Here is an 18,731-nt window from a genome sequence, read left to right on the forward strand (position 1 = left end):
CGGGGTCTCCTCAGCGGTAGGTCACTTCTTTCACGGCGGCGATCACCTCATCGGTGGTTACCAGCGCGAGTTTCTCGAGATTGGCGGCATAGGGCATCGGCACGTCTTTCCCGGCACAGTTGATCACCGGCGCGTCGAGGTAATCGAAGGCGCGTTGCATGATCGTGGCGGAGATGTGGTTGCCGATGGAGCCAACCGGGAAGCCTTCCTCGACGGTGACGCAGCGGTTGGTCTTCATCACGGAGGCCAGCACGGTGTCATAGTCGATCGGGCGCAGCGTGCGCAGGTCGATCACCTCGGCGGAGATGCCCTCTTCGGCCAGCTTGTCGGCGGCTTCCAGAGCATATTGCATGCCGATGCCGAAGGAGACGATGGTCACATCCGTGCCCTCGCGCCAGATCCGTGCCTTGCCGAAGGGGATGGTGAAATCCTCGAGCGCCGGCACCTCGAAAGAGCGGCCGTAGAGGATCTCGTTTTCGAGGAAGATCACCGGGTTCGGGTCGCGGATCGCGGTTTTCATCAGACCTTTGTAGTCGGCGGCGGAGTAGGGCATCACCACTTTCAGGCCCGGGATCTGCGCATACCAGGCGGCGTAGTCCTGCGAGTGTTGCGCGCCGACGCGGGCGGCGGCGCCGTTCGGGCCGCGGAACACCATCGGGGCGCCCATCTGACCACCGGACATGTAGAGCGTCTTGGCGGCTGAGTTGATGATCTGGTCGATCGCCTGCATGGCGAAGTTGAAGGTCATGAACTCGACGATCGGTTTCAGCCCGCCAAAGGCGGCGCCGGTGGCGATCCCGGCAAAACCGTGTTCGGTGATCGGCGTGTCGATGACGCGTTTGGAGCCGAATTCGTCGAGCATGCCCTGGGTGATCTTGTAGGCGCCTTGGTATTCGGCCACCTCTTCGCCCATGATGAAGACATTCTCGTCGCGGCGCATCTCTTCGGACATGGCGTCGCGGAGCGCTTCGCGTACCGTCTGGGTCTTCATCTCCGTGCCTTCCGGCCAGTCGGCGGAGGCTTTCGAGACCACTTCCACGGGGGCTGCGGCTTTTGCCGGGGCCGGTGCGGGCGCCTCGGCTGCCGGGGCTTCGGCAGTGGCGGTCGGGGCTGCGGCGGGGGCGGCGAGATCATCGACGCTTTCGCCCTCTTCGACGAGGATGGCGATCACATCGTTGACCTTCACACCTTCGGTGCCCTCGGCCACGAGGATCTTGCCGACCACGCCTTCGTCGACGGCTTCGAATTCCATCGTCGCCTTGTCGGTTTCAATTTCCGCGATGATGTCGCCGGAGGTGACGGTGTCGCCTTCCTTGACGAGCCATTTCGCGAGCGTGCCTTCTTCCATCGTGGGGGAGAGGGCCGGCATCAAAAGTTCGGTTGCCATTGTCGTATCTCCTCCGGATCAGGCGTTGTGCGGCGGAATTTCATCCGCGTAGATGTCGGTCCAGAGCTCTTCGAGCGCCGGTTCCGGGCTTTCCTTGGCGAATTCGGCAGCCGCGTTGACCACGGATTTGATCTCCTTGTCGATCGTCTTGAGATCGTCCTCGGTGGCGTGGTTGCCGGTCAGAAGGATCGAGCGCACAGCTTCGATCGGGTCGCGCTCTTCGCGCATTTTCTGAACCTCTTCGCGGGTGCGGTACTTGGCCGGGTCGGACATGGAGTGGCCACGGTAGCGGTAGGTCTTGATCTCGAGAATGTAAGGCCCTTTGCCGGCGCGGCAGTGCGCCACGGCGCGTTCACCGGCGTCCTTGACGGCCAGAACGTCCATACCGTCGACCTCTTCGCCCTCGATGCCGTAGGCATTGCCGCGTACCCAGTAGGACGGCGACTTGGTCGAGCGCTGGGTCGAGGTGCCCATGGCGTATTGGTTGTTCTCGATCACGAAGACCACCGGCAGATCCCAGATCTCGGCCATGTTATAGGTCTCGGCGACCTGGCCCTGGTTGGCGGCGCCATCGCCGAAATAGGTGAAGGTGACATTGTCATTGCCACGGTATTTGTCGGAGAAGGCGAGACCGGCGCCCAGCGGCACCTGTGCGCCGACGATGCCATGGCCGCCGTAGAAATGCTTCTCTTTCGAGAACATGTGCATCGAGCCGCCCTTGCCCTTGGAATACCCGCCCTCGCGACCGGTGAGCTCCGCCATGACGCCTTTCGGGTCCATGCCACAGGCGAGCATGTGACCGTGGTCACGATAAGAGGTGATACGCTTGTCGCCCTCTTTCGCCGCGGCCTCGAGGCCGACGACAACGGCCTCCTGACCGATGTAGAGGTGACAGAAGCCGCCGATCAGGCCCATGCCATAGAGCTGGCCGGCCTTTTCTTCGAAACGACGGATAAGAAGCATGTCTTTGTAATAGGCGAGCAGCTCGTCTTTCGAGACATTCGCTGGGCTCGCTGCTTTCGACGCAGGTTTCCGGGGTGCCATGCGGCCTCCTCCTCCAAGATCGCAATAGATAGATAGTTTAGTGTTAAACTATATAGTAGCGGCAGCGGCCGGTGATTGCACGGATTTTTTGATATGCGCTGCGGGTGGCTGCCATGCATCAGGCGAATAGCTGAATTGAAAGACAAAAATTCGCGCATTGGTTGTAAATGGCGGGCCGTTGTTAAAGGTTTCGAAAGTCACCCGGACTAGTTTCGGTCCCGTCTCGCGCCGAGGGCGGTGCGATCTCGTTTCACCTTATGCTGCCGGGAGATTAGTCGTGACTCTCTATGTTGACCTTACCAGTTTTGCTCCTTCCAACTTCATTTACGGGACTGCGTCCGGGGACAAGATTTTCGGGACCGACGGTGACGATTATATCGTCGCGGGTGCGGGCAAGGATTTCTGGGTCGCTGGCGGCGCGGGCGCCGATATGTTCGAAGTGAACTACGGCGACCAAGTCGTGCGGATCGCGGATTTCGTCGTTGGCGAGGATCATATCGCACTTGCGGATATATCCGTTCTGGACGGCGCGACCTTTGAACAGGATGGCGATCGGTTCGATATCACCCTGCGCGATAGCACGCTGATCCGGGTCGATGGTGTCACCGCCGCCGATATCGGCGAGCTGTTCGCGTTCCGCTCTGATGTGGTGGGGGGCGATGCGACGCCGGAGGCCGGCACGTTTGATCCGCTCGACACAACAGCGTTGAACGTCATCACCGGGACGGAGGATCGCGACAAAATCATCGGCACGTGTGATGATGATTACATCATCGCCGGCCAGGGTCAGGACTTCTGGGTCACCGGCGGCGCCGGCCGCGATACATTTGAAGTGAACTATGGCGATGATATTGTAAGGATTGCCGATTTCGTGACCGGGGACGACCATATCGCGCTTGCGGATTCCACCGTTCTGGACGGCGCCACCTTCGAACAGGATGGCGACCGGTTCGATATCACGCTCGACGACGGCACCCTGATCCGGGTTGACGGTGCGACGGAAACGGATCTCGCGGATATGTTCGTGTTCCGCTCTGACGCGCCTGCGCCGACTGACCCGACGCCGACTGACCCGACGCCGACTGATCCGACGCCGACCGACCCCGCGCCGACTGATCCGGCCCCGGGTGATGCGGCGCCGGAGCTGAAAGTCGTGGTGTTCGGTGGGCAATCGCTGGCCTTTGGGGCGACCGGGCGCGATTGGGTCACGACCGAACCGGTCTATGACAACTCGCTGATGCTGGATTTCGACGATCCGGCGAATGGCGCCCGGGGCTGGGATGCCGAGGCGGTGGATGTCGACACATTCAACGGGTTCACCCAGCGCTATGAGGTGGCGCAGGAGACCCCGGCCACCGGCACGATGAACGTGCTGGCGGCGGCCAATCCGGATACGACCTTTGTCAGCCTGCATTACGGTCAGGCCGGCAAGTCGCTGGATTACATTCGCGAAAACACCCTCGACGGGCTATATACGCAGCTCGAGTTGTTGAAAGCTCAGGCCGATGCCGAGGGCTATGCGATCAACAATGTCATCGAACTGGCCTGGATTCAGGGGCAGTCGGGCTCTCTGGGGGATTATTCCGATACGCTTTCGGCGCATCAGGATGAGGTCGAAGCCTTCGTGAAAGACCTGTTCGGTGCGGAGTTCGAGGTGGAGTTCTATGCCTCGATCACCCGCGGTTTCGGCGGCAAGGTCACCACCGGCGAGCAGTTCGATGCGATCATGGACGATCCGGAGATCCATCTCGGCACCACCGAGGTGGTGTTCAACTCGCAATACCCGGCGCAGGGAGACCCGTGGAACGCGCACCTGTCGGGCGAGGGCTATTACATGATGGGGGCACAGATCGCCTCACATATCATGGCCAATATGGCCGGCGATCCGTTGGCGCCGATCGCGGTCGAGGCGGTGGAAGAGGTGGCCCCGAGCACCTATCGGATCCATTTTTCCGGTGTGCAGGGCGGCCTGATGGAAAATCCGGGCGTCTATGCTGATGATGACTTCATCGGTGCCCCCGACAATTTCGGGATCGATGTCTATCGTGCCAACAACGGTCAGCTGGAGGGCGATATCATCGAGAGCCGGATCGTCGACGCCGATACGATCGAGTTTGTGTTCAGCGAGGATCTGTCGGGTGACTATCGTCTCTGGGTTGGGCGCAGCGAGTCGGATGGCTGGATGGTCGACGGGCGCGGTGCGGGCTACGGGGGCACGACGCTTTATGACAGCGGTCAGATCTATAGCGCGGTCGATCCGGGCAACGGGTTCGACTTGCAGACCGCGGAATTGGCGGAATTCGTGCCGCAGCAATATTTCGATTTCACTGTCTGAGGTAGCGCTATTGATGCGATTTATACGGGCGTGCCCTTTGGGGCGCGCCCGTATGCTTAGCGACAGCTGGCAAGCTGTGCCTTGTAGCGCGCGGCGCGGGCGGCGAGCTGATCGGCGACCCCGATCAGCCAGGCTTTGCTCTGGTGGCTGCCGCGGCGATAGCCGGTGCGGCCCTCGTGATAGGCGAGGTAGCTGTTCCTGGCGTCGGCGTTGGAGATCCCCAGCGCCTTGTTGTTCGTGCTCACGTACCAGCCGAGGAAATCGGCGGCGTCGAAAATGTTGGATCGGCTGGCGCCGCGCCGTCCCGGGCCGTTGCGATAGTCGTCCCAGGTGCCGTCGAGCGCCTGAACATAGCCGCGTGCCGAGCTGGCGCGGCCTTTCGGGATCACCCAGAGCGTATAGCGTTTCGGCGGGCGGGCATTCGCCCGGAAGCCGGATTCATGATAGATGAAGGCCATCTGCGTGCTCACCGGCACGCCCCATTTGCGCTCGGATTTGCGCATCGCCGTGTAATATTGCGGCTTGTCGCGGATGATTGCGCAGGCGTTTTCCGGATTGGCCGGCACGCTGTTGCGCGCGCCACAGGCGGCCAAGGTGCAAAGCGCCGCTGTGCCGGTGACAATCACGGCGCGGCGCGACAGGGTCGGGGTGCGGGAGGAAAGGGCGTTGGAGGTCATGTCGGGTCTCTATGCTCCTCTGTCCGGGGCCGGGGGTGTCGCAATCGAGCGGGGGGTCAGCGAATGACGATCTCATCCGAGCGCAGATAGCCCAGAATGTCGCGGGCCTGCTCGTCGAGCAGGTCGAGATCGAGATAGCCGTCGGAAAGTCGCATGGTCTTGTTGCGCAACACGCCGAGCTCGTCATCGAGTTTGCCGCTCACCGCCTGCAGATCGGAGAGCTCGGCCTCGATCTGCAGGCGGCGAAACAGCCCGTACTCCCCTTGCACGGCGGCAAAGGTGAAGTAGCCACCGAGGGTGACCATGACGCCGGTGTACAAAAGCACAGCCAGCGACGGGCGTTTGCGCGGATGAGCCATGATAGGCTTCTTTCCTTTGTATGAATGGGCGTTTTGACAACACCCAAGTCTGCCTCACGGGGTGTTCTCTTTGGTGGAACGCCTCCGTAGACCTCTTATGACACAGGTGATTCGACGTGTGAATCCCAAAAACGAATCATCCGCAAAAAAATGCCGGGGGAGGGGGCGGGATGTCGGGTTTGCGGGACGGAGCCGTCATTCGAACGATGCGCAACCGCCCGGAACAGCCACGAAGTGGCCCGGGCGCATTGGGCATCCCCGTACAACAGATTGATCTTTATCGGATTTGGCCAACATAAATCGCCGACCACAGAGAACAGATGCGCCAGCCCACGGTCCGGCGCTCGCTCTCGTGATTAATGTCCCCAAAGGGCTCAGCCCCGTCCTTCTTCCATGTCGTTTAGACGTTCTTCAAAGCCTGAAACAAGAAACGCCCCCGTTTCCGGAGGCGCTTCAAACTGTCGTCGCGGTTTCGTCTCAGCCGGCGATCGAAGCGGCGTGGATGCTGTCCACGGCGGCTTTCAGCGTGGCGTCGAACTCGGCCTCGCTCTGCTGAGCACTCAGGCCTTCGGACAGGGCGCGCGAGAAGGAGGCGATCATGCCGGTGTTTTTCGACAGGATGTCATTGGCCTCATCGCGACCGTAACCGCCCGACAGCGCCACGACTTTCAACACGCGCGGGTGATCGACCAGCGGTTTGTAGAAATTCGCCTCGGTCGGCAGCGAGAGTTTGAGCATCACCTGCTTGCTCTCGTCCATGGCGTCGAGATGCGCAAGGATTTCGTCGCGCAGGATCGCCTCGGCCTCGGCCTTGTCGGCGATGGTGATGGTGACTTCCGGTTCGAGGATCGGCATCAGACCGGCCTTGATCACCTGCTCACCCACTTCGAACTGCTGATCGACCACGGCCTTGATGCCGTCCGGGTTGGCGGCGTTGATCACCGAACGTTCCTTGGTGCCGAAGATATGCAGCTTGGCGGCGCGGGCCAAGAGATCGTCGAGACCCGGCATCGGTTTCATCAGCTGGACGCCATTGGCCTCGGCCTCGAGCCCCTTGTCGATCTTGAGAAACGGCACGATGTCTTTTTCTTCCCACAGGAACAGCGATGTGGGCTTGCCGCCGACGTCGCGGTCCATGGTCATCTCAAAGAGGATGGCGCCGATCACTTTGTCGCCGGTAAACGACGGGGACTGGATGATCCGCGAGCGCATCGCATGGACCATGTCGAACATTTCGGCATCGCCGGAGTACTCGCTTTCCTCGACGCCATAGAGTTTGAGCGCTTTCGGGGTGGAGCCCCCGGATTGGTCAAGCGCTGCAATGAAGCCCTGGCCTTCGCCCATTTTGGCGGTCATTTCCTCGATATACATAGTCGTCCTCTCTGTGGCTCAAATCTTGACCCCTGCGGGCGGGGCGGATCTCGCATCCGAGTTACCCTGCCCGACAGGTTGTCGCAATCGTGATGGCGCTAACGTCTTGAATATTCACATTTGTGAGACATGCGCGATGTCCTTGGTGGCGCTAACATCCTTCTGTCGGCACGCTACCCCTGTTCGGTTCGCGAGGGATTGATTCAGAACAAGATGGCCCATCATAGCCGACATGCGGTGGGAACAGGGCAAAAAAAACCGGGCAAAAAAAGACCCGCGCGAGGGGCGCGGGTCTGTCTGTTCCGGGGGTTAACCGAGGGCTTCGACGCCGGGGAGCGCCTTGCCTTCCATCCATTCGAGGAAGGCGCCGCCGGCGGTCGAGATATAGGTGAAATCATCGCCGTGGCCGGAGGCGTTGATCGCCGCCACCGTGTCACCGCCGCCGGCGACCGAGACCAGCGCGCCGGAATTGGTCAGCTCGGCGATCTTGTCGAGCATGGCGAATGTGCCGGTGTTGAACGGCACGAGTTCAAACACGCCCAGCGGCCCGTTCATGATCACCGTCTTGGCGCCGTCGAGGATCTCGTTGATCCGCTCGACCGATTTCGGGCCGGCGTCGAAGATCATCGCATCGGCCGGGCATTCGGTGGTCGGCACGGTCTCGTTCTCGGCATTGGCCTTGAACTCGCGGGCCACGACCACATCCACCGGCAGGACGATTTCACAACCGGCCTCGTCGGCCTTGGTGATGATCTCGCGCGCGGTTTCCGCCAGATCGTGCTCGCAGAGCGATTTGCCGACATCGACGCCCTCGGCGGCGAGGAAGGTGTTGGCCATGCCGCCACCGATCACCAGGTAATCGACCTTGCGCACCAGATTGCCCAAGAGATCGAGCTTGGTCGAGACTTTCGCGCCGCCGACGATGGCGACGACCGGACGGGTCGGGGTGGAAAGCGCGCTTTCGAGCGCGGAGAGCTCGGCTTCCATCAGGCGTCCGGCGCAAGAGGGCAGGAGCTTCGCCACACCTTCGGTCGAACCATGCGCCCGGTGCGCAGCCGAGAAGGCGTCATTGACATAGATGTCGCCGAGCGCGGCCAGCGAGGCGGAGAATTGCCCGTCATTCTCGGTCTCGCCCTTGTGGAACCGGGTGTTTTCCAACAGCAGCACCTCGCCCGCGCCCAGGGCGGCGACGGCCTCTTTCGCAGGCGCCCCGATGCAATCGGAGGCGAATTTTACCGGTGCGCCCAGAACTTCGGCGACGGTGTCCTTGATCAGCCCGAGGCTCATCTCCGGCACGACCTGGCCTTTCGGGCGGCCGAAATGCGCCATCAGCACCGGTTTGCCGCCACGCGCGAGAATATCGTCGATGGTCGGTTTGATCCGTTCGATCCGGGTGGCATCGGTCACCTTGCCGTCTTCCACCGGCACGTTGATGTCCACGCGGGTGAGCACCACTTTGCCGTTCAGGTCCATGTCGTCGAGGGTTTTCCAGGCCATATCCATCCATCCTTTTCGGGGCGGTCAACTGTTGCCCTCTGTTTGACGGCTCCGCTGCGTTACGTCAACTGTGCGTGAGGGCGCAGCCGCACCGAGGGGCACGGGCGGGGCGGCAGTGACTTCACCCTTTCGCTTGCGCGTTTCGCGCACTAGAGTGCGGCAAAATCTGACCCTGAGGAGGCATTCATGGCCGAGATCAAAGATCCTGAGAACACCATCATCATCACGCTCGAGAATGGCGAGGTCGTGATCGAACTTCTGCCCGATATCGCGCCGAAACATTGCGAGCGCATGAAAGAGTTGGCGCGTTCGGGCGCCTATGACGGCGTGGTGTTCCACCGCGTGATCGACGGTTTCATGGCGCAGACGGGCGACGTGAAATTCGGCAATCAGAACAAGGATTTCGAACTGCGCCGTGCGGGCACGGGCGGTTCCGATCTGGACGATCTGCCGGCCGAATTCTCCGGTATTCCGCACGATCGCGGCACCATCGGTGCGGCGCGGGCGCAAAACCCGAATTCCGCTAATTCGCAATTCTTCATCAACTTCTCGGACAACCATTTCCTCAATCGCCAGTACACGGTCTATGGCCGGGTGATCGAGGGCATGGAAGCGGTCGACAAGATCACCCGCGGTGAGCCGCCGATGGTTCCGGATGCGATGATTTCGGTAAAGGTGGCCGCCGATGTTTAAGCCCGTCGCTCTGATCGCCGCTCTGGCCGCCACGACGGTCGCCTTGCCGGCCTTTGCCACCGGTCTCGATATCGAGGTCAAAGGCGAAGCCAATGGCATGGTCCATATCGATCTGTTCGAAGATGTCGCCCCCGGCCATGTTGATCAGATCACCAAGCTCGCTTCCGAGGGCGCCTATGACAATGTTGTCTTTCACCGGGTAATCGACGGGTTCATGGCCCAGACCGGGGACGTGCAATATGGCAAGATGGGCGCCGAGGGCTTCTCCATGCAGATGGCCGGCCGCGGCGGGTCGCAATATCCGGATCTCAAAGCCGAATTCTCCGACATGTCCTTTGACGAGGGTGTCGTCGGCATGGCCCGGAGCCAGAGCCCGGACAGCGCCAATGCGCAGTTCTTCATCATGTTCGCGCCTGCGCCGCATCTCAACGGCCAGTACACGGTCGTGGGCAAGGTGACCAAGGGCATGGACGTGGTGCATGCGATCAAGAAAGGCACCGGCCCGAACGGTGCGGTGATCGGCCAGCCCGACGTGATGGTGGCGGTCAAGGTCACCGACTGAGCCGGGGCTCGTTCTCAAGCACAAAGGGCGCTTTCGGGCGCCCTTTTTCGTGTCTGCCTGCCTTGCGATGTCGCTCCGATGAGATTGGAAATTGGGATCAGAAGTCGAGGCGCAGCGCCGCACCGGCGAGCCCGTCGCCGCCATCCGCGCCGCCGCTGTAGCCCGCCGAGAGATCGAGAGAGGCGCTGCCTCTGAGATAGACATTGGCGCCCAGAAGCGCGACCCCGTCCTCGGGCGCTTCGAACGGCACGGAGACCAGTTCGGTGAGCGCGATCCGGTCGTTCAGAGGATGGCGATAGGCCATTTCCACCGCGCCCGGTGCATCATTGGCCTCGTTGTAGAACAGCGATCCGGTGAAAGTGCCGGGGCCGAGCGCGACGCTGCCTTGAAGCTTGGCATTGGCCGCGCGCCCGTCGCCCTCGACCAGCTCCACGGCGCTTTCGAGCCGCCAATTGTTCAGCGCCCAGCTGCCGCCGGCGCTCAGCACCGTGACATCGTAATCCTCGACGTAATGCAGCGAGACCGCCATCTCCGCCCCGCCATAGGACAGGCCGTAGGGCAGGTAGTCGTTTTTGGTCAGCGTGCCATCGGTCAGGCGGCTGAAGCCGGTGGCGCTGCGGCTGAGCGCCTCGGGGAGGAGCACATCCGAGATCTGTGGTCGGGCAAAAAGATCAAAGGCCGGGCGTGGATTGCCGAGCGCGATGCGATTGCCATCTGAGAGGCTGTAGGTCAGCGCGGCATAGGTCTCGTGATCGCGGCCGACCGTGCCGAAGCCGCCAAAGCTGAGCCCGAGCCCGTCGCCGGTGGTGGCCCAGCTGGTGTCGCCGCCGAGCCAGAATTCCTCGTCCTGGCCCGAGGCCGCGCCCAGCCCGATCCAGCCGGTCTTTTCGAACACAGGCTCGGCGCGCAGCGGGGCGGCGAGGCTCAGGGCCAAAAGGCCCGTGGCGAGGCTCAAAGAAGAGAGGCAAAGGCGTGATGTAATCTCGGGCATGATGAAACAACTATGCCGCGACTCGTCGGAAAATCCCATTGCAATCATAAGGCTAGACGATCACAAAACCGCGCGCGGATCGCTCCGCACGCGGTTTCTACAGTTTTCAGGAGCTCTGGTCAGTCTTTCAGCACCACGAGCGCATGGCGTTTCTTGCCCGCCGAGAGCTTCATCGGCTCTGCCAGCATCTCTGCGGTGACCATCAGGCCCGCGTCCTTGTGATCCGCGTCGTTCACCTTGGCACCGCCCTCGGCAAACAGGCGTTTGGCGGCTTTGCCGCTGTCAGAGAGGCCGGATTTCACGAAAAGCTGCACGATGGAGATGCCGTCGCCAAGCTCGGCGGCGCTGAATTCCACGGTCGGCAGGTCGTCGCCCATGCCGCCTTTCTCGAACACCTCACGCGCGGTGGCCTCCGCCGCCTGTGCCGCCTCTTCACCGTGCAGGAGCTTGGTGACTTCATTGGCGAGGATGATCTTGGCTTCGTTGATCTCGGAACCTTCGAGCGCGCCGAGGCGGTCGCATTCCTCGACCGGCAGCTCGGTGTAGAGCTTCAAAAACCGTCCCGTGTCAGCATCCGTGGTGTTGCGCCAGAATTGCCAGAACTCATAGGGCGAGAGCATATCGGCATTGAGCCAGATCGCGCCCTGTTGCGATTTGCCCATCTTCTTGCCGTCCGAGGTGGTCAGCAGCGGCGAGGTCAGGCCATAGATCTCATTGTCCAAAACGCGACGCGTCAGGTCGATACCGTTGACGATATTGCCCCATTGATCGGAGCCGCCCATCTGCAATAGGCAGCCGTAGCGGCGGTTCAGTTCCAGGAAATCATAGGCCTGAAGGATCATGTAGTTGAATTCGAGAAAGCTCAGCGATTGCTCACGATCCAGACGCGATTTCACGCTCTCGAAGCTGAGCATCCGGTTGACCGAGAAATGCCGTCCGATGTCGCGCAGGAAATCGAGGTAGTTCAGCTCATCGAGCCATTCGGCATTGTTGAGCATCAGCGCCTTGTTCGGCGCCTCGCTGTCATAGTCGATATAGGCGGCGAAGACCTTTTTGATCCCGGCGATATTGTCGTCGATCTGCGCGGGCGTCAGCAGCGGGCGCTCATCGGCGCGGAAAGACGGATCGCCCACTTTTGTGGTGCCGCCGCCCATGAGGGTGATCGGCTGATGCCCGGTCTTTTGCAACCAGCGCAGCATCATGATCTGGATGAGCGAGCCGACATGCAGCGATTTGGCTGTCGCGTCAAAGCCGATATAGGCCGGAACCACCCCTTTGCTCAGGGCTTCGTCCAAGCCCTGATAATCGGTGCAATCCGCGAGGAAGCCACGTTCGATCATCACAGCCATGAAGTCTGATTTGGGATGGTAGGTCATTGCTCTCTTTATCCGTTCCAAGCTTTGGTGCGGCCTGATATATCGGGGCAAAGACCAAAGGGAAAGAGTGTGATGGGTGGGAAAGCTCTGAAAGAGCCGATCTGGGTCGCGGGCTGCATGTCCGGGACCTCGCTGGACGGGGTCGATGTGGCACTTTTGAAGACCGACGGCGTGGCGATTGTCGGTTTCGGTGAGAGCGCCTTCCGGCCCTACAGCGAGGCGGAACAGGCGATGTTTCGCGCCGAGCTCGGCAGCTGGCAGGCCTCGGAGCCGCTCACCGAACTGATCGAGACCGCCCATTCGCAGGCGCTTTCCCAGCTTGAACCGCCGCAAGACGCGCCGGAGCGAGGTATCGCCCTGATCGGGTTTCACGGCCAGACTTTGAACCACGCGCCCGACGAGGGTCGGACCTATCAGGCCGGGGATGGCGCGGTTCTGGCCGCGGTCATGGGGCTGCCGGTGATCTGGGATTTCCGCTCCTCCGATGTCGAGATGGGCGGGCAGGGGGCACCATTGGCGCCTTTCTACCATCATGCTTTGGCGCGCTATGTCGGGGCAGAGGCGCCGGTGGTGTTTCTCAACCTGGGCGGTGTCGGCAATCTGACCTGGGTCAATCCAAAGGTTGCGGATCCGGCCGCGCCCGGCGCCTGTCTCGCCTTTGACACCGGGCCGGCCAATGCGCCGGTGAACGATCTGATGCGGGCGCGTCTTGGCCAGAGCTATGACAAGGATGGCGCGCTGGCGGCGCAGGGCAGGCCGGATATGGAGATCGTGGCACGGGGGCTGGAGCATGCGTATTTCTACAAAATGCCGCCGAAATCCTTGGATCGGAACGATTTTCACGGCGTGCTCGAGGCGGTCGCGCCGCTCTCGGATGCTGATGCCGCCGCCACGCTCACCGCTTTCGCCGCCGCCTGCGTCGCCCGCGCCATGGATCATTGTCCGTCCCCGCCCGCGGCGCTCTATGTCACCGGTGGCGGGCGCCACAATCCGGTCTTGATGGCGATGATTGCCGCCGGGGTCGATTGCGAGGTGCTGCCGGTGGAAGAGATCGGGCTCGATGGCGATATGCTGGAGGCCCAGGCCTTTGCTTATCTTGCCGCCCGGGTGCGGGCCGGGCTGCCGACCTCGGCGCCCTCGACCACCGGGGTGCGTGCGGCGATCGGCGGTGGCCGGCTGTCGCGACCCGAGGTCTCCTCAAAAGCCTGAAAACCCCTGCCGCAAGGCAGGGGCCGTTTCGTGGTCCCGGGTTGGGTCTATCAGGCGGCTTCCGCCTCGGGGGCCTTGCCGACCAGCAGACCCGCCGCTTTTTCGGAGACGAACCCGAAGAGCGTGCCGAGGATGAGCGAGATCAGCACCAGGGCCGTGGCCTGAACGGAGGCTGCGAGATCGCCGATCGCCACGCCCGACAGAAGCGCGAATGCGGCGGTGGCGGCATAGCCATAGACCGCCGCGGGGATGGTGGCCAATGCCGGGATATGCGCGCCCAAAACCAGCGCCACGACCGAGACACCGACGATGATAGAGGTGACGGCGACGGAGCCGCCCACGGTGGCGACGACAAACAGCGCGATTGTGGCCACTACGGCGCCCCAGGCATGGTTCACGGCGCATTTGCCGATCGAGGCGGTGCCGCCGCCGGTGTGGTAAAAGGCGCCCCAGCCGATGAACAGCGCCCAGACCTGTAGGCCGAGCCCGGTGCCGAGGCAGAGATAGGTGGCGACGCTGGCCAGCGCGCCAATGGATATGGCCAATGCCGTGATCAGATTCATTTGGTGTCCTCCCGTTGGATCTTGCGCGTGGTTTTTGATTTTGCGCGAGGGAGAGCCTAGGCGCGGTGCGCCTCCGGTCCCAATTGGACCTAGGTGGGGCGGGTCTTACGACCGATCCGACCCCGGAACATTGGCGCCGGGACATTGCCCCCCGGAACAGTGGAGCCGGTCGCAGGGTAGGAGACAGGTTTGGAAACTGCGGGCCACAGGCAGCCGCGCCGCCAAACCGGAAAATCCACGCGCGCACAGCGTAGCTGGGCGCGGAGGGATGATCTCGGAAGATTGTTCGGGAAATGTGCGGAAACTGGAGCTGGCGGTCCGACCGATCTGAGCGGATCCCCCCCAATCCGATCTGACTCGCCAGCAGATACGCAACTGGTACCAAAGGTGCAGACAACATGTCACGCGCACCGACACTCGTTAGCTTACGTAAGGGTAACCGAATGTCAGATCGACGCCAGTGCGGAAAACCTTACCATTTGGTCGGCATTGCTGCGAAATTTAGGGTAATTTGATATATTTATGCTCAATTGTTGCGCAATACGTTCCAATTGCAACCTTCGGGCGCGGGGAATTCGACTCGGATTCCTCAGGGAAACGGCTGTTTCGGCAGCTCGGGCAAGGTTTCGCATGACGCCGCCGTGGTTATGGCGAAGCGGTCTTGTCCCGAGCGGATACGTTCGAAGGTGGCAAGACAGATTTCATCGCCCTCGGCAAAGAGCAGTATCGGCTTGGCGTAGAGCAGACGAACCTTTGTCCCGTCGGCCAATTCGGCGGTGATGGAAAACCGGGGGCCGTGTTCCGTGCCGAGCTGGGTCGCGATGGCGAGCACCCGGGCGCGCTGATAGCCGGTGAGACGTTCCGGATCGCGGATCGAGCGCAACAACAGGCCGATGAAGAGGCCACAGACGAGGGTAACGGGGATCAGAGTGCTCAGCGCCCGGCGCCAGGAGAGCCCGCCGGGGGGCAGGTCGAGCCACAGGGCGATCTTGTCCCAGAGGCTCAGGTTCGGAGGGCGCGGCGCCCTAGCCATCGGCCCTTCGCGGAATGTCAAACCCCGGTGCCGCCAGGTCGAAGCCCTCGAAGCGGAAGCCGGGCGAGACGGTGCAGCCGACCAGCGTCCAGTCGCCGGTGGTGCGCGCGGCCTGCCAATGGCCGGTCGGGACGAGGCGCTGTGGCGCTTCGCCAGCCGTCAGGTCCGGTCCGAGGATCAGATCCTGCGCCGGGCCCGTGTCCGTCGCCGAGACCGAGAGCACCAGAGGTGCGCCGGCGTAGTAATGCCAGATCTCGGCGGCATCGACCCGGTGCCAATGGCTGGTTTCTCCCGCTTTCAACAGGAAATAGATACAGGTGCCGGCAGGGCGGGCGTCGCCCTGCCGCGTACCAGAGGTCTCGGCCACCCAGGTCTGACGGTAATGCCCGCCTTCGGGATGCGGGGTGAGGCCGAGTTTGGCGATGATCTCGTCGGCGGTCATGGGAGAGGCCCTCAAATCAGCGGGATATGGGAGGCGGCGCTTTCCGGAATTGGCCCGCCGTTCATCCGCGGATCGTCCATCACCTCGATGGCGCGGCCATAGGGTTTGAACCCAGACCGGATGTAGAAGCCCACCGCCTGCGGGCTGTCGAGCGTGCAGGTGTGGACAAAAAGCCGTTTGATCTGACGTGCAAAGGCCAGATCGAGCGCCTGTTCCATCAGCCAGCGTCCGGTGCCGCCGCCGATGAGGTCCTTGTGCAGGCCGAAAAACGCCAGTTCGGTGTTGTCGGGATCGCGGAAGTCAAGTTCCAGGAGCCCGAGGTCCTGTCCGTCCTTGTGGACCGAATAGATCGCTACATTGGGATCGGTGAGAATGGCCGAGAGCCTCTCATCCGCCATGTAAAGCCGCGAAAACCAAAGCCAATCTTCACCGACACGGCGATAGAGCGCGCGATACCAGTCGAGCGTGGGCGCCTCATGGTGGACCAATGCCAAGCCGGGCCGCTCCGGCGCAGGCCGCGGCGCCGGACGTTCGAACATTTCGAGATAAGTGACAATGGCGGCGAGCTTGCCGGAGGGCAGATCGTGGATGCCATCTTCGAGAGGGCTGGGGAGGGGGGCGGCGAGAGGCGTGTTGGTCATGGTCGGAAGGTGACCCAGCCACATTGGATTTGCAAGCTGTCCGGATCGTGATGCGCAGAGAATTTTTCTTGTGGTACAAAGTCTCGAACGCACGGAAAACGCAGACAGGACAGATATATGACCAGCCCAGCACATTCGGTGGCTTTCGCTCTTGCGCTCGCCCTTGTTCCCCAGATGACCCTGGCCCAATCGGACCCGCATATGCATGGCGCGAATGGTCATGATGAGGTCAACATGCCGGGCCTGCGGGGACGGGATGCGACGGTGCAGGAAAGCGCCGAGATGGAGGTGATGTTCAAGAACTTCCCCACCTTGTCGCGCGAGGTCGAAAACCTGCCCGATGGCATCCGCACCGTGACACGGTCCTCCGACCCCGATGTGATGGACGCGCTCGTAAGCCATGTGGTCGGCATGACAGCCCGGGTGGACGAGGGCCGCGACCCGGAGGTGATCATCCAGTCCCCGACACTCGACATCTTTTTTGAGCGCACCGGCGCGATTGAGACCGAGATCGAGGTGACGGAAGAGGGGATTGTCGTCGTGCAGACCTCGGACGACCCGGAGATCGTCGCCGCGCTCCACACCCATGCCGCGGAGGTCTCCGACATGGCCGCGCGCGGGATGGTGTCGGTGCATGAGCGGATGATGGGACCGGCGAACGGGGGGTGATGGCCCCGCCACACGTTGCGGACCGGAGGCGAAGGTGTCGCCTAGTCGGGGGAACCGGCACAGTCGCGAAGCGGGTGCGCGAAAGCGACGGCGGGGAGAAGCAACAGCGGGATCAGATAAAATTGCGCAGGTGTATCGGTCCTAAACAAAAAAGCCCCACCAAAATGGCGGGGCTTTTACTCAATTATCCAGCCCGGAAGGGCCATCAAAGTCTGCATCGCCGTTCTCGTCTCCGTCGGAAGTGTCTTCGCCTTCGTCCAGAAGACGATTTACATCGCGGGTCTCGATGGTGGATGCAAAAATGCCCGCCGCTGCCAGTGTCAGGACGACATAGACCATTTTGTCGGTCAGATAGGCCGCGACGTAGGATGGGATAAGGATCACCGCCGCTTTCAGAAAAGCTGTTCTGAGATTTGGGGTGATCCTCGAGGTCATCTTACTTCTTCAGGATGCTCGTCCCAGCATATTCCGCCGTCGCACCCAGCTGTTCCTCGATGCGGATCAGCTGGTTGTATTTCGCCATCCGGTCGGAGCGCGACATGGAGCCGGTCTTGATCTGGCCGCAGTTGGTAGCAACCGCGAGGTCGGCAATCGTGGCGTCTTCGGTCTCGCCGGAGCGGTGCGACATCACGTTGGTGTAGCGGGCGCGGTGGGCCATATCGACGGCTTTGAGGGTCTCGGAGAGCGAGCCGATCTGGTTCACCTTGACGAGCATGGAGTTGGCCACGCCCTGTTCGATGCCGGAGGCCAGACGCTCCGGGTTGGTCACGAAAAGATCGTCGCCGACGAGCTGGACCTTGTCACCGAGTTTCTCGGTCAGGAGTTTCCAACCGGCCCAGTCGTCCTCGGCCATGCCGTCTTCGATCGAGATGATCGGGTAGTCGTTGCAGAGCGCGACGAGGTAGTCGGCGTTTTCCTCGGAGGTGAGCGATTTGCCTTCGCCCTTCATCTCGTATTTGCCGCCCTCGTAGTACTCGGTCGAGGCGCAATCGAGCGCGAGGTAGATGTCCTCGCCCGGTTTGTAACCGGCTTTCTCGATGGATTTCAGCACGAAGTCGAGCGCTTCGCGGGTCGAGGAGATGTTCGGGGCAAAGCCGCCCTCGTCACCGATGCCGGTGTTGTAGCCGGCGGCCGAGAGCTCTTTTTTCAGCGTGTGGAACACTTCGGACCCCATGCGGATCGCTTCTTTCACACTCGAGGCCGAGACCGGCATGATCATGAATTCCTGAAAGTCGATCGGGTTGTCGGCATGTTCGCCGCCATTGATGATGTTCATCATCGGCACCGGCAACACGCGGGCGGCGGAGCCACCGACGTAGCGGTAGAGCGGCAGGGCGGAGTAATCCGCAGCGGCCTTGGCCGCAGCCAGCGACACGCCGAGGATGGCGTTGGCGCCCAGGCGGCCTTTGTTGGGCGTGCCGTCGAGTTCGATCATCACCGCGTCGAGCGCTTCTTGCTCGGTGGCGTCCATGCCGACCAGAGCTTCGGCGATCTCGCCGTTGACGGCAGCGACGGCTTCCAAAACGCCTTTGCCCAGGTACCGGGACTTGTCGCCGTCGCGTTTTTCCACCGCCTCATGCGCGCCGGTCGAGGCACCCGAGGGCACGGCGGCGCGGCCCATGGTGCCGTCTTCCAGAATGACGTCGACTTCGACGGTCGGGTTGCCGCGGCTGTCGAGAATTTCGCGGCCGATGATGTCGATGATGGTGCTCATGGCGTAGTCCCTTTGCAAAGTTTGAATGGCGGGCCAGTTGCTTGCTTGATACCAGCCGGGGCGGGCAGGTCAACAACGCATGCGCTAACATGATGCAGCCTGCGTGCTGTCAGTGGCCTCTCTGTGCCGGAAAACCCGTTAGCGGTAACTGATTTGCGTCAAAATGCC

At 62.0% G+C, this 18,731-nt stretch carries 19 protein-coding genes; 5 read left to right on the plus strand and 14 right to left on the minus strand.

What is annotated here, in order from left to right; translation table 11 throughout:
- Positions 1–10: 10 nt before the first annotated feature.
- Positions 11–1,387 (minus strand): pyruvate dehydrogenase complex E1 component subunit beta, encoded by a 1,377-nt coding sequence (locus tag BM151_RS02690; protein WP_090056874.1) that lies wholly within the window; start codon positions 1,385–1,387, stop codon positions 11–13.
- A gap of 18 nt (positions 1,388–1,405) precedes the next feature.
- Complete coding sequence (pdhA, locus tag BM151_RS02695) at positions 1,406–2,431, minus strand: pyruvate dehydrogenase (acetyl-transferring) E1 component subunit alpha (protein ID WP_090056878.1); 1,026 nt, start codon at positions 2,429–2,431, stop codon at positions 1,406–1,408.
- A gap of 277 nt (positions 2,432–2,708) precedes the next feature.
- Between pdhA and BM151_RS02700 the strand changes: the two genes are divergently transcribed.
- A complete protein-coding gene (locus tag BM151_RS02700; protein WP_090056884.1) occupies positions 2,709–4,766 on the plus strand; it encodes a calcium-binding protein in 2,058 nt (685 codons plus the stop codon).
- A gap of 56 nt (positions 4,767–4,822) precedes the next feature.
- On the opposite strand, the gene BM151_RS02705 is transcribed toward BM151_RS02700, so the two are convergent.
- The 4 genes from BM151_RS02705 to BM151_RS02720 all read right to left on the minus strand — a co-directional run bounded on the left by BM151_RS02705 (position 4,823) and on the right by BM151_RS02720 (position 8,670).
- Entirely contained in the window at positions 4,823–5,443 is a 621-nt protein-coding gene (locus BM151_RS02705) for a transglycosylase SLT domain-containing protein (protein WP_245781074.1), read from the minus strand.
- 56 nt (positions 5,444–5,499) lie between these two features.
- A complete protein-coding gene (locus BM151_RS02710) occupies positions 5,500–5,802 on the minus strand; it encodes an FtsB family cell division protein (RefSeq protein ID WP_090056888.1) in 303 nt (100 codons plus the stop codon).
- Between the two features lie 477 nt (positions 5,803–6,279).
- Positions 6,280–7,173, minus strand: coding sequence for a fructose bisphosphate aldolase (locus BM151_RS02715; RefSeq protein ID WP_090056891.1), 894 nt, complete (start codon positions 7,171–7,173; stop codon positions 6,280–6,282).
- Positions 7,174–7,482: 309 nt separating this feature from the next.
- Positions 7,483–8,670: a phosphoglycerate kinase gene (locus BM151_RS02720; protein ID WP_090059137.1), complete on the minus strand. Its 1,188-nt coding sequence runs from the start codon at positions 8,668–8,670 to the stop codon at positions 7,483–7,485.
- Positions 8,671–8,856: 186 nt separating this feature from the next.
- Here BM151_RS02720 and BM151_RS02725 point away from each other — a divergent pair, with 186 nt between their 5' ends.
- Positions 8,857–9,363, plus strand: a complete 507-nt coding sequence (locus BM151_RS02725; RefSeq protein ID WP_090056895.1) for a peptidylprolyl isomerase — start codon at positions 8,857–8,859, stop codon at positions 9,361–9,363.
- Positions 9,356–9,925 carry a peptidylprolyl isomerase gene (locus BM151_RS02730; RefSeq protein WP_090056898.1) on the plus strand — a complete coding sequence of 190 codons (570 nt, stop codon included), beginning with the start codon at positions 9,356–9,358 and terminating at the stop codon, positions 9,923–9,925. The genes BM151_RS02725 and BM151_RS02730 overlap by 8 nt, the downstream gene beginning before the upstream one ends.
- A 97-nt stretch (positions 9,926–10,022) precedes the next feature.
- Here BM151_RS02730 and BM151_RS02735 read toward each other — a convergent pair whose 3' ends face one another.
- Entirely contained in the window at positions 10,023–10,916 is an 894-nt protein-coding gene (locus tag BM151_RS02735; RefSeq protein ID WP_143093024.1) for a hypothetical protein, read from the minus strand.
- Between the two features lie 119 nt (positions 10,917–11,035).
- The gene (gene tyrS, locus BM151_RS02740) at positions 11,036–12,292 is read right to left on the minus strand and encodes a tyrosine--tRNA ligase (RefSeq protein WP_090056905.1); all 1,257 of its coding nucleotides are present in this window, start codon (positions 12,290–12,292) and stop codon (positions 11,036–11,038) included.
- A 72-nt stretch (positions 12,293–12,364) separates the two neighbouring features.
- Here tyrS and BM151_RS02745 point away from each other — a divergent pair, with 72 nt between their 5' ends.
- Positions 12,365–13,501 (plus strand): anhydro-N-acetylmuramic acid kinase, encoded by a 1,137-nt coding sequence (locus BM151_RS02745; protein ID WP_090056907.1) that lies wholly within the window; start codon positions 12,365–12,367, stop codon positions 13,499–13,501.
- Between the two features lie 50 nt (positions 13,502–13,551).
- Here the strand turns inward: BM151_RS02745 and BM151_RS02750 are convergent, their stop codons facing one another.
- The 4 genes from BM151_RS02750 to BM151_RS02765 all read right to left on the minus strand — a co-directional run bounded on the left by BM151_RS02750 (position 13,552) and on the right by BM151_RS02765 (position 16,180).
- Positions 13,552–14,064, minus strand: coding sequence for a DUF1097 domain-containing protein (locus BM151_RS02750; RefSeq protein ID WP_090056910.1), 513 nt, complete (start codon positions 14,062–14,064; stop codon positions 13,552–13,554).
- A gap of 589 nt (positions 14,065–14,653) precedes the next feature.
- Positions 14,654–15,097, minus strand: a complete 444-nt coding sequence (locus tag BM151_RS02755) for a hypothetical protein (protein WP_090056914.1) — start codon at positions 15,095–15,097, stop codon at positions 14,654–14,656.
- The gene (locus BM151_RS02760; protein ID WP_090056918.1) at positions 15,090–15,539 is read right to left on the minus strand and encodes a cupin domain-containing protein; all 450 of its coding nucleotides are present in this window, start codon (positions 15,537–15,539) and stop codon (positions 15,090–15,092) included. The genes BM151_RS02755 and BM151_RS02760 overlap by 8 nt, the downstream gene beginning before the upstream one ends.
- A gap of 11 nt (positions 15,540–15,550) precedes the next feature.
- A complete protein-coding gene (locus tag BM151_RS02765; RefSeq protein WP_177213005.1) occupies positions 15,551–16,180 on the minus strand; it encodes a GNAT family N-acetyltransferase in 630 nt (209 codons plus the stop codon).
- A gap of 117 nt (positions 16,181–16,297) precedes the next feature.
- Between BM151_RS02765 and BM151_RS02770 the strand changes: the two genes are divergently transcribed.
- On the plus strand, positions 16,298–16,849 hold the full coding sequence (locus BM151_RS02770) for a hypothetical protein (RefSeq protein ID WP_245781075.1): 552 nt from the start codon (positions 16,298–16,300) through the stop codon (positions 16,847–16,849).
- A gap of 180 nt (positions 16,850–17,029) precedes the next feature.
- On the opposite strand, the gene BM151_RS02775 is transcribed toward BM151_RS02770, so the two are convergent.
- On the minus strand, positions 17,030–17,284 hold the full coding sequence (locus BM151_RS02775; RefSeq protein WP_090056925.1) for a hypothetical protein: 255 nt from the start codon (positions 17,282–17,284) through the stop codon (positions 17,030–17,032).
- A 1-nt stretch (position 17,285) separates the two neighbouring features.
- Positions 17,286–18,563, minus strand: coding sequence for a phosphopyruvate hydratase (gene eno / locus BM151_RS02780; RefSeq protein ID WP_090056928.1), 1,278 nt, complete (start codon positions 18,561–18,563; stop codon positions 17,286–17,288).
- Positions 18,564–18,731 lie beyond the last annotated feature (168 nt).

The organism is Celeribacter neptunius, assembly GCF_900113955.1.
In the GTDB taxonomy this organism is placed as follows: domain Bacteria; phylum Pseudomonadota; class Alphaproteobacteria; order Rhodobacterales; family Rhodobacteraceae; genus Celeribacter; species Celeribacter neptunius.